This window comes from Acidobacteriota bacterium (assembly GCA_035471785.1).
Lineage (GTDB): Bacteria > Acidobacteriota > UBA6911 > RPQK01 > DATIPO01 > JANQFM01.
In genome coordinates this window covers 21,080-31,142 of the sequence record DATIPQ010000027.1, presented here as the reverse complement: position 1 = coordinate 31,142, position 10,063 = coordinate 21,080, and the positions used below count along the sequence as shown (strand labels likewise).

The window sequence follows — 10,063 nt, the reverse complement described above, 5'->3', positions numbered from 1 at the left end:
GGCGCGGGGCGAGAGATCGGCTTCCTGCAGCGAGGGCAGAGAGCGTCCCAGGCGCAGCGAGTGGCGGGGCATGGAGCGCATGTGAAGGCGGGCTCGCTGGTACTGGGCCAGGACGTCCACCGGCTGGCCGTCCGTCCCCGTCCGCTGGGCCGCGTAGTATTCCCGGGCCGCGTCCGGCTGGTCGAAGGCCTTGGGCGGCTGCTCGGCTTTCAGCCGCACCGCCTCCGGATACTGCGGTCGCCGCGTCTCGACGCAAGCGGCCGCCAGCAGAATTCCCAACAGGAAGACACCGACGCGGGCAAAACTCTCCCTACTCATTCTCGAACACCCCCTCGATCTCCCGTTGCTTCGTCCCGGTTTAACCAGTACCTCCCTTGGACGCAAAACCTTCTCGAAGGGATCAAATATAGAGAATCTGGTTCCTCCACTCATCAGCCGTGAATCGGTCTAGCAACTCAAGCAGCCTGCGAGACACCTCGCCAGGCTGGCGGCGTGTAGCGACTACGATGCCGGAATGTGTTTCTTGGCGACTAAACCACTCGGTTGCGAGTCTTTCAAAATCAACGCGGTTGTGCGTGACCAGAACTCGATTCTCGCTCGATGCAAGTCGCAGTTGCTGCTCGTCATGCAGACCCAGCTTTCCCCTGTCCCGCACGGTGGCAACGTCAAATCCACGAGAACGTAGAATCTCGGCAATCACGATGCTGACGTCTTCGTCCAGATAAAGCGAAGCGAAGAGGCGGCTCACTCGTCCCTTACCTTGGGGTCAATCAGGCCTTCGGGAATGCGATTACGCTCGATGTACTCGTGGATTTGGTCCTTATGATCGCTGTAAAAGCTGAGTGCGTCAAAGATCTGCCCAAGTGTGAGGTGGGGAAGATGGGATGGAATCTCTTCGGGAGCAATACCCAGGCGCCAGATTTCCACGATGGCGCGAACAGGGGTTCTCGTTCCCTCGATGATGGGTTCACCGCTCAAGATCTCGTCATTACTGACGATATAGCGGTGCCGGGTCTTCGTCACCATGGCTCTATCCTAGCACGGGTGCCCCGCCTTTTTGAGTTGGCAGCCGTAGGCTGACAAGCCACTAAGTCCTGACGGTGAGGAAGAGGAAGGCGCCCAGGGAGGCGAAGAGGAGGTTGGGGCCCCAGGCGGCCAGCAGGGGGGCCAGCAGTCCGCCTGCGCCCAGGACGCTGAAGACGCCGAAGGCGCCCCAGTAGATCATCCCGATCAGCACGCCGGCGGCGATGCCGTAGAGCGCGCCCTTGCGTCCCAGCGTGAAGGCGAAGGGGACGCCCAGCAGAATCATGATCAGCGGCACCAGCGGGAGAGACAGCTTGGTGTAGAGCTCGGTCTTGAGGTCGTCCACCTCGAATCCGCCCTGCTGCAGGTCCTGGATGTAGTTCCACAGTTGGCCGTAGGTCATCTTGGAGGACTCGGCCACTCCGGCCTCGAAATAGTCGGGCGCTTCGGCCAGCCGCACCCGGGTCTCTTCGAACTGCTGGAACTGGTCGGTGGTGCCGGTGAATTCCAGCTTCCATCCCCCGCTCAGTATCCAGCTCTGGGTGTCGCGGTCCCAGGTGGCGCGGCGGGCGTGGGTGTGCGACTTGAGGGTGTTGTTGGTGACGTCCACCTGGTAGATGTCGATCTCGGCGAAGCGGTCGCGGTCGGGGTCGTAGTAGCTGTAGTGATAGAGCCGGTCGCCTTCCCCGAAGATCCAGGAGCGCCCGGGAGTGTAGTGGGTTTGAGCGGGACGTCCCTTGATGACCGAACGCAGGTTGTCCTGGCGCTGGTTGGCATAGGGCAGCACGTATTCCTGGTTGAGGTAGGAGACGGTGCTGACCAGCACGGCCAGTCCGAAGATGGGGAAAGCGACCTGGTAGACGCTCACCCCGCAGGACTTGAAAGCCACCATCTGGTTGGTCTTCTGCAGCACTCCGAAGGTCACCAGGGTGGCGATCAGGACGGAAATCGGCACCAGCAGGGTGAGGGCCTGAGGCATGAGGAAGATGAAGTACTCGATCACCAGTCCGGATTCGATGTTGTTGGCGAAAATGTCGTTGAGCAGGTCGAAAAAGGTGAACAGGTAATAGAGCGCCAGGGTGATGGAGAGCGTCAGCGCCAGGTAGATGAGGAAGTTGCGGATCACGTAGAGGTCGATGACGCGGGCGATGCGGGGCAGGAGCCTGGGGATGCGCCAGATGGCGTCGCGGATGCCCCGTCCCACCGAGCGTCCGGCCCGCAGCAGGGCCCGCGCGGATTGGCGCAGGGTGCGTGCGATGGAGCGGGTGAGCGGATGGCTGGCGGCCCGGCTCACCAGTCCGCCCTCGGTGTTGGCCATGCGCAGCGACAACAGCGAAGCCAGGGCCAAGAGGATGTTGGGTCCCCACAGCCCCACCAGGATGGAAACCACCTCGTCCTCGGCAGCCTCCACCCCGGCTTCCAGGAAGGCGTAATAAGAAAAGGCCAGCACCATGCTCACCACGATGCCGTAGGCGCGTCCGCCACGGTGGTGGCGGGCCCCCAGCGTTACTCCCAGGATGGCGAAGAGCAGGGCCGAGATGGGGATGGCCAGCCGGCGGTTGAGTTCCACCAGCGCATAGCGGCGGTCTTGAGGCGTCCCCTGCTCGATGTCGCGCTGCAGCTCGTCCACAAGCATCTCGCGGGGACGCTTGGGACGGTTGGGGCGGAAACGCTCTTCGGGCAGGCGCACCGGCACGTCGAAGGTTCCGAAACGGTTCCAGTGGTATTCCTGGGGCGACGCGGGATCGATTTCGTACATGAGTCCGCCCTGGAAGCTCAACTGCAGGCGCTGGGCGTCGGGACTGGTGAGCAGGCGTCCGCTGCGGGCCAGGATAATGCGTTGTCCATGTTGGCCGCCGCTGTCGGCCAGGAAGACTCCCTTCCATTGCTGGGTCTGCAGGACCTGGTCCTCGATGTAGAGGATCTTGCCGGGAAGCTCCTCAAAAAAAACCCGGGGCTTGATCTCAGACTGCAGAGGACGCGCCCCCAGCTCATGGCGGATCTCCTGAAAGCGCCAGTTGCCCAGCGGGAAGAGCCAGAAGGTGAGCACGGCCGTCAGCGCCGACACCGCTACCGCCGCCCTCATGACGGGCGCTATCATCTGGAAGATGCTGACTCCGCCCGCCCTCAGCGCCACCACCTCGCTGTCGGTGGACAGCCGGGAGAAGCCCACCAGGGTGCCGATGAGAAAGGAGAGCGGGAAGGTGTAGACCAGGATCTGAGGCAAGAGCGACAACATCAGCTCGGCCACCAGTCCGGCTTCGGCGCCCTGCTGGATGAAGAGGCGGCTGACCCGTCCGAACTCGCGGGTGAAGACCACGAAAGTCAGCACCAGCAGGGCAATGGCCCCGGGCGGGAAGATCTCCTGGTAGACGATGCGGTGTATGCGCTTCATAAAACAGGCACTCGTTGCCTAGATGCAATATTCTAACAAAGGGGTCTTTAAACGAATTGCGCCGGGACGCATCTAAGAAAACGGCTCGCTCCACGTTATGCGAGCGTGAGCACCGTATGTCTCATGCAGACGCCGATAACTTGCCGGAAAGGATTTCCCCCTATGCGACGCTTGATCATCATTGTGCAATGTTTGTTTTTGGCGGCAGCCGCCTTGACCTTGTGCGCCCTTGCCCAGGGCCCGGCCGCAGAAGAGCCGCTGCCCATCGACAGAATCTACCTCTACAAGAACGGGATGGCCTACATCGTACGGGCCGGAGAGATCTCCCAGCCCCTGCCCCTGTCTTTCCATCCCGACGACATGAACGACGTCCTCAAGACCTTCACGGCCTGGAATCCCTCCGACGGCAGCCTCTACCCGCTGGGCTACACGACGGGGATTCCGGCCCAGCAGATCCTGGGACGCTATCCCTTTGAGTTGCGCGACCCCAACCTGGGACTGGCCGGGTTTCTGCAGCAGGTCAAAGGCGCCGCACTGCGTCTTACCAGCCAGGACCTGGGAGATGTCTCGGGCAAGCTGCTGGCCGTTAATCAAGGACAACGGGCCGCAGGCTCCGACCGCGTCATCAGCGAGTACCAGGTGTCCATCCTCAAGGACTCGGGAGATATCGTCACCGAGTGGCTGGGCAACGTCCGTTCCTTGCGCTTGGCGGACGAGTCCTTGCAGCGCCAGCTTGCCGGCTACCTGCAGATTCTGGCCGAGGGCTCTCAGGACGTCACCAAGCAGATCACCATCTATCCGGGTGAAGCAGGCGGAGCGGTGCGGGCCGCCTACCTGCAGCAGTTTCCCGTCTGGAAGACGTCCTACCGCCTGCAGTTCCAGGACGATCCCGAGCAGGGCGTGATCGAGGGTTGGGCCCAGATCGACAATCCCACCGGGGAGGCCTGGGACGACGTGGAACTCACCCTCATTTCAGGGATGCCGGTGTCCTTCGTCATGGACCTTTACCAGCCGCTTTACACCAACCGCGCCAGCGTCCCCGTGCCGGGAGCTGCAGTGGCTTCGCCGCGCCAGTACCAGTCGGCCGTGTCCAAGGGCCTCCTCGACCAGAGCGCCGAAGGAGCCGCCCCCGCGGAACGCGAGGCTCTCATGGCCGAGTCGAGGAGGTCGCGTCAGGCCGTGCCCATGCTGAAGATGGCTCCCGGAGCCGCCCCCATGTCTTACGAAGAAGCGCCCGCGGGCGACTTCACCCAGGCCGAGGGACGCCAGATCCAGGACTATTTCGAGTACAGCTTTCCCTTCCCCGTGCGCCTGGGCGGACGCCAGAGCGCCTTTTTGCCCTTCCTGCGGCGCGACGTCAAGGCCGAGCGGCTCTCCATCTACAACGCCGTGCAGGACGATCAGAATCCCCGCAGCGGGCTGCGCCTTGAGAACAACAGCGGACTGCCTTTGGAGGCCGGTCCGGTGACCTTCTTCGAGAAGGGACGCTACGCCGGAGAAGCGGTCATGGACTACATGCCCCGCCACGATCAGCGGCTGCTCAGCTACGGCGTCGACTTCGAGGTGCTGGTGAGCAAGGACTTCGACCGCAAAGGCGAGCGCATCGTGGGGCTCAAGGTGGCCAACGGCATCGCCGAGCTTTATATCGAGCAAGTCCAGAATCACCAATACCTGATGCGCAACAAGGCGCAACGCCAGAAACGGGTGGTGCTGGAGCATCCCCGCCGCAACGGAATCGAGCTGCGCGACCTCGAGCCCGACGAGACCACCGACGACTTTTACCGCTTCAATATCGACCTCTCGGCGGGACAGGAGAAGACCTTCGAGGTGCCTGAGATTCTCAACCGCTCGCGGACGCTGGCCCTGCTCAACGCTGACGAGGACGCCGTGCGGGTCTTTTTCCGGGGCTATGACGTGCCGGAGGCGCTGCGCCGCCAGTTGCAGGGGATCTTCGCCCTGCGCGCCCGCATCGCCGAGAAGAACCGCGAGCTGAGCGACCTGCGCCGCGACATCGGCAATCTTTCCCAGGATCAGGAGCGGCGGCGCGAGACCCTCAAGGCTCTGGGACGTTCCGACGAAGAAAGGGATTTGCGCGAACGCTTGGCACGCGAACTGACCGAGGGCGAAGACCGTTTCGCTCAATTGCGCGACCGCGAACGCGCCCTTCTGAGCGAGGTGACCTCGCTCAACAACCAACTCTCGGAGATGGTCTCCAACATCGATTTCGATAATCGATGAGGGCCCTGGGGGGCCAATCCACAAGCTCCAAGGACCAACTCACAAGGGCCACGCCGCTTGTGGGTTGGTTGCTGGATCTTGGGAGTTCGCCCGAAAGTCGACCGCAGGTCGGGTTGAGGAGCGTGCGGCTTGGGTTTATAATCCGCCGCCATGGACGTCTCATTTCGGGAGAACGAGGGAGTTATCGTCGTCGACATGCAGGGACGCCTGGTTTCGGGCGGTCCCTCCGAGAGTTTGCGCCAGTTGATCAACCAGCTTCTGGTGGAGGACCGCGACCGGGTGCTGCTCAATCTTTCCGAGGTGGGGTGGATCGACAGTTCAGGCATCGGCGAACTGGTTTCCGGGATCAAGCGGGCCGAGGCCAGCGGCTGCTCCGTCAAGCTGCTGCGGGTGGGAGACCGCGTCCGCCACGTGCTCTCCATCAGCCGGCTGTTGCCCTTGCTCGAAGTCTACGAAGACGAAGACGAAGCCATCGAGTCCTTCGACCAATCCAGCGAGGAGTAGCGCCGGCCGCGGCACTCAGCGGGACGCTTCGCCCATCCTGGCCAGCAGCGCTTGAAAGCGCTCCTTTTGGCGCAACCCTTCCCACTGAGGAGCCGTCTCCAGGATATCCTTGCGGTTGAAGCCGCATTCGACGGCCTTCTCCAGCGCCTTGAGCGCGCCCCCCTCGTTGCCCATCTCCGACTCGGTGACCGCCATCCGGTACCACAAGAAGGGATGTTCGGGCTTGATCTCCGAGGCCACCTCCATAAAGAGCATGGCGCGGCGATGATCTCCCCTGGCCGACATTTCCGCTGGAAAATAAAAGGCGCTCTGAACGAAGATGTTCTCCAGCACCCGCTGGGCCGCCAGGCTTTGTTCGCGGTCGTCGCTGCGGGAGCGTTTGAGAAGAGGGGCAAGGCGCATTTCGAAGCGCAGGTGAGTGACGGCCGGGACCTCTTCCCAGCGCGCCGTCCTGGCCCAATGCAGTATTCCCAAGGCCCTCTCTTGCAGCGCCAGCGCGGTATCGGCTTCCTTGCGCCGCTTCTTCTCGGCCCTGGCCAACCGCTTCGACTTTCGCAAGTCCTCCAGCAGACGGGCTGCCGGAGCGGTGTCGCAGAGTCCCTCGAAGTCTGCCACCAGGCTCTCCAGCTCGCGGCGGGCGTCCACCAGCCGCTCTTTTAACTGCAGGTCGGCGGCCCTCTTCAGCCCTTCCTGGAAGATCTCATCCGCCAGGGTCCGGTCGGCGGGACGCCGTCCGGCTTTCATGTCGCGAATCGCCATCCAATCCATGGCTCGGCTGCATTCCCGGGCCGAGGGCCACTGGTGTGCCCCCGGGAAGGTGACGACGCGGTGGGGGATGCCTTCTTCCCTCAGCCTCCGGCTCATGCCGTGCATCTCGTAGAAGTTGAAGTCGGTTTCGCCCACCAGTCCGAAGAAGGTCATGTGAGGATTGTCGTAGCCCTCGATCAAGTCGCCGTTCCAGGGGAATCCCGCTCCCACCCCGATGATGCCCGCAAACGGCACCTGCGTGGCCTGATCGAAGACCCAGGAAATGCGGGCTCCGCCCGAGAATCCGGTGGAGTAGATGCGCCGGGCATCGATGGAGAAGCGGCTGATGGCCTCGTTCCAAATGCTCATCAAGGCCCGTTCGCTGCTTTCCAGCTCATTGGTGTCGCTCCTGAAGTTGTTGGAGCTCATGATGATGAACTGATGACGTTCGGCGGCTTCTTTGAAAAGGTTGAGCGGTATCATCCCGCGCCTGCGCGGATCGAAGGCGAAAAGCACCGGCCACTGTTTGTCGGGCTTGTACTGTGAGGGCAGGTAGAGCGCGTAGCTCTGGTCTTCGGCGTCGAGGCACTGCACCTTTTCCACCGCTTCGCCCACTGGAAAGTCGGCTGGGCCAGGCGCAGACATCGCAAGCGTGGCCGGAAGGCTCCACAGGCTGAAGAAAAAAGCAAGAAAGCTCATCATGCTCAGCCTAGGTTACGATGGATTCGCTCCCGAGATCCATTTAGCCTGCTTCGATGGGGCCGGTCGAATGGGTGAAGAAAAGTTGGTATAAACCTGCCAGCGAAGAAATTTCTTCGATTTCTGCACCGCGAGAAGCGGGATGATGCTAAGATTACGTGACATATGGACTGCTGTGACTCCTTCCTGTATACCTCAACCAACTGATCGGCAGCCCATTATGCACGGCCCTCTCCCCTGTGTCTGGAGGTGAGACGGGGGAGAGGATCGGCAGGAATCCCACCCGTTTCTCCCTGGACTGATCGCCGTGTTTCCCGAACCTTGCCGGCTCCTGGGCCTAGTAGCAGTCATGTACCGGCAATCAAGCAGCAATCAGGGGTCACGCCGGCTGGATGGGGGAAGTGCACTCTGGGGCTCGGGATCGGCTTGAGGCGTTGGTGGGTGCCAGTGGTTTTGCTGGGCCTGAACTTGGCCTCTGCTCAAGCCCGAACCGCCCACCAAGCCGAGGAGTGGCCTATTCCCGAGCGGAAAAGGGCCACGCCCCAATCGCAGGGCATGGATGGCAAGCGGCTGGGCCGGTTCGCGGACTCGCTCAGAGAGGGCCGGGTCTATCCCAAGATCCACAGCCTGCTCATCGTCCGCGACGGGGATCGACCATGCACGCTCATGTCAACTTCCAATACAGCGACATCCTGCCCGCTGTTGACGACTAAGGACACTGCCTCGCCCCCCTGAAGAGGACTAGTCTAGTCGTCGTTGGTGAAGGCGGGGGGTTGGCCGGTGGCTTCGGTTACCGAGCGCCACAGGTCGGGGTCGACCGATTTGCGGCGGGAGACGGCGACGCGGGCCGGGAGGTGGGTGAACTGGGCGGCCCAGCGGCCCATGACGATGCCGGTCTTGCCGGCCATGGCGGCGTGGACGGCGTTTTGTGCCAGCAGTCCGGCGAAGACGCTGTCGATGGGATTGGCTCGCTGGGAGCGGATGATGTAGCTGGGGTCGATGTACTTGAGCGTGATGGGAATCTCGCGCTCGTGAAAGTACTTGGTGATCTCCTGGCGCAGGAAGCGTCCGATGTTGAGCAGCGATATGTTGCCGCTCTTGTCGTACTCCACCGGCTTGTCTTCGTCGACCGCCCGCAGATGGCGCTGTCCGGCGCCCTCGGCCACCACCACCACGGCGTGCCGGCGTTCCACCACCCGCTTTTTGAGCGCTTCGAAAAAGCCCTTGGGCCCGTGCAGGTCGAAATCGACTTCGGGAATCAGCACGAAGTTGACTTCGCGCATCCCCAGGGCGGCGTGGACGGCGATGTGGCCGGAATGGCGTCCCATCACCTGCACCAGTCCGATGCCGTTGAAGGCTCCCTTGGCCTCGTTGTGAGCGGCCCCGATGGCCTGCACGGCGGTGGAAAAGGCCGTCTCGAATCCGAACGACTTCTGGATGAAGGAGATGTCGTTGTCGATCGTCTTGGGGACGCAAACCACTCCGATGTTGAGTCCGCGGGAGGCGATTTCCTCCTGAATCTTGATGGAGGCTTTGATGGTGCCGTCGCCTCCGATCATGAAGAGCAGGTTGATGTTCATGCGCTCCAGGGCGTCCACGATCTTGGCCGGGTCCTGATGTCCGCGCGAGGTGCCCAGCAGCGTTCCCCCGTGGTGATGGATGTTCTGCACCTCGTCAGGGCCCAGTTCCAGGTGCTCGTGCTTGTACTCGGGAATGAACCCCTCCAGGCCGTAGCGGATGCCGATGATGTTCTTGGCGCCGTAGACGTAGGTGAGCTGCATGACCAGGGCCCGGATGACGTCGTTGACTCCGGGGCACAGTCCGCCGCAGGTGACGATGGCGCTGCGCAGTTTGGCCGGGTCGAAATAGATGTATTCGCGCGGGCCTCCCATCTCGAAGGAAGGGACGGGCTGCCCCGCTTTCTGAAGGATCTGGATGTCGCGCAGGTCGAGCGGGTAGACGACGCGCTGGTCGTCCTCGATGAAGCGGGCCTCGCGGATGGGATTGCGCACCGAACGGCGTCCCAGGTTTTCGACCGTGAAGTCGAGGCCCTGGTAGCCTTCCAGAATGGCCTGTTCCTTCTCGCTCAGGGCCTCATGGCTGCTGGTTTCCATTCCAAGTCCTCGGCGGACGCCCAATCCAGTCGGAAGAGGGCTATTGTCTCCCACCTCCGCGTTTGGTTCAAGCGGGCTCAAGGCTGTGGCTTCGGAGCCAAAGATTGCTCATGACAGAGGGGCCACGTAGAATACGGAGCCGAACGAGATCGATGTGCGGCCACGGTTGGTGAGGATTCCGAACTCTTGGAACGACGAGCCGTCGCCGAGAAACGATTCCGGCTCCTCGTTTTGGAGGCGGGCGCCGGGTTTCGCTGAAAAAGGAGGTAGATAGAATGGCTTCGAATAGGCTTTTTCCGAACTGGGTTTGGGCCATCCTCGTCGCGCTTGTGCTGATTTGGGC

The 10,063-nt window shown here is 62.3% G+C and carries 8 protein-coding genes; 2 read left to right on the top strand and 6 right to left on the bottom strand.

Annotated elements, in window-relative coordinates:
• The 4 genes from VLU25_04715 to lptG form a co-directional block, all read right to left on the bottom strand.
• Positions 1–318, bottom strand: a 318-nt coding sequence (locus VLU25_04715; protein HSR67221.1) for a hypothetical protein, incomplete at its 3' end; no start/stop codon positions are given.
• A gap of 82 nt (positions 319–400) precedes the next feature.
• The gene (locus VLU25_04710; GenBank protein ID HSR67220.1) at positions 401–748 is read right to left on the bottom strand and encodes a DUF5615 family PIN-like protein; all 348 of its coding nucleotides are present in this window, start codon (positions 746–748) and stop codon (positions 401–403) included.
• Complete coding sequence (locus VLU25_04705) at positions 745–1,026, bottom strand: DUF433 domain-containing protein (GenBank protein ID HSR67219.1); 282 nt, start codon at positions 1,024–1,026, stop codon at positions 745–747. The genes VLU25_04710 and VLU25_04705 overlap by 4 nt, the downstream gene beginning before the upstream one ends.
• A gap of 61 nt (positions 1,027–1,087) precedes the next feature.
• Positions 1,088–3,418 (bottom strand): LPS export ABC transporter permease LptG, encoded by a 2,331-nt coding sequence (gene lptG / locus VLU25_04700; GenBank protein ID HSR67218.1) that lies wholly within the window; start codon positions 3,416–3,418, stop codon positions 1,088–1,090.
• 162 nt (positions 3,419–3,580) lie between these two features.
• Here lptG and VLU25_04695 point away from each other — a divergent pair, with 162 nt between their 5' ends.
• Positions 3,581–5,656 (top strand): hypothetical protein, encoded by a 2,076-nt coding sequence (locus tag VLU25_04695; GenBank protein HSR67217.1) that lies wholly within the window; start codon positions 3,581–3,583, stop codon positions 5,654–5,656.
• Positions 5,657–5,806: 150 nt separating this feature from the next.
• The gene (locus tag VLU25_04690; protein HSR67216.1) at positions 5,807–6,160 is read left to right on the top strand and encodes an STAS domain-containing protein; all 354 of its coding nucleotides are present in this window, start codon (positions 5,807–5,809) and stop codon (positions 6,158–6,160) included.
• A 15-nt stretch (positions 6,161–6,175) separates the two neighbouring features.
• Here VLU25_04690 and VLU25_04685 read toward each other — a convergent pair whose 3' ends face one another.
• Both VLU25_04685 and VLU25_04680 read right to left on the bottom strand, forming a co-directional pair.
• Positions 6,176–7,609: a hypothetical protein gene (locus tag VLU25_04685; protein HSR67215.1), complete on the bottom strand. Its 1,434-nt coding sequence runs from the start codon at positions 7,607–7,609 to the stop codon at positions 6,176–6,178.
• A 743-nt stretch (positions 7,610–8,352) separates the two neighbouring features.
• Positions 8,353–9,720, bottom strand: a complete 1,368-nt coding sequence (locus VLU25_04680) for an ATP-dependent 6-phosphofructokinase (GenBank protein HSR67214.1) — start codon at positions 9,718–9,720, stop codon at positions 8,353–8,355.
• Positions 9,721–10,063 lie beyond the last annotated feature (343 nt).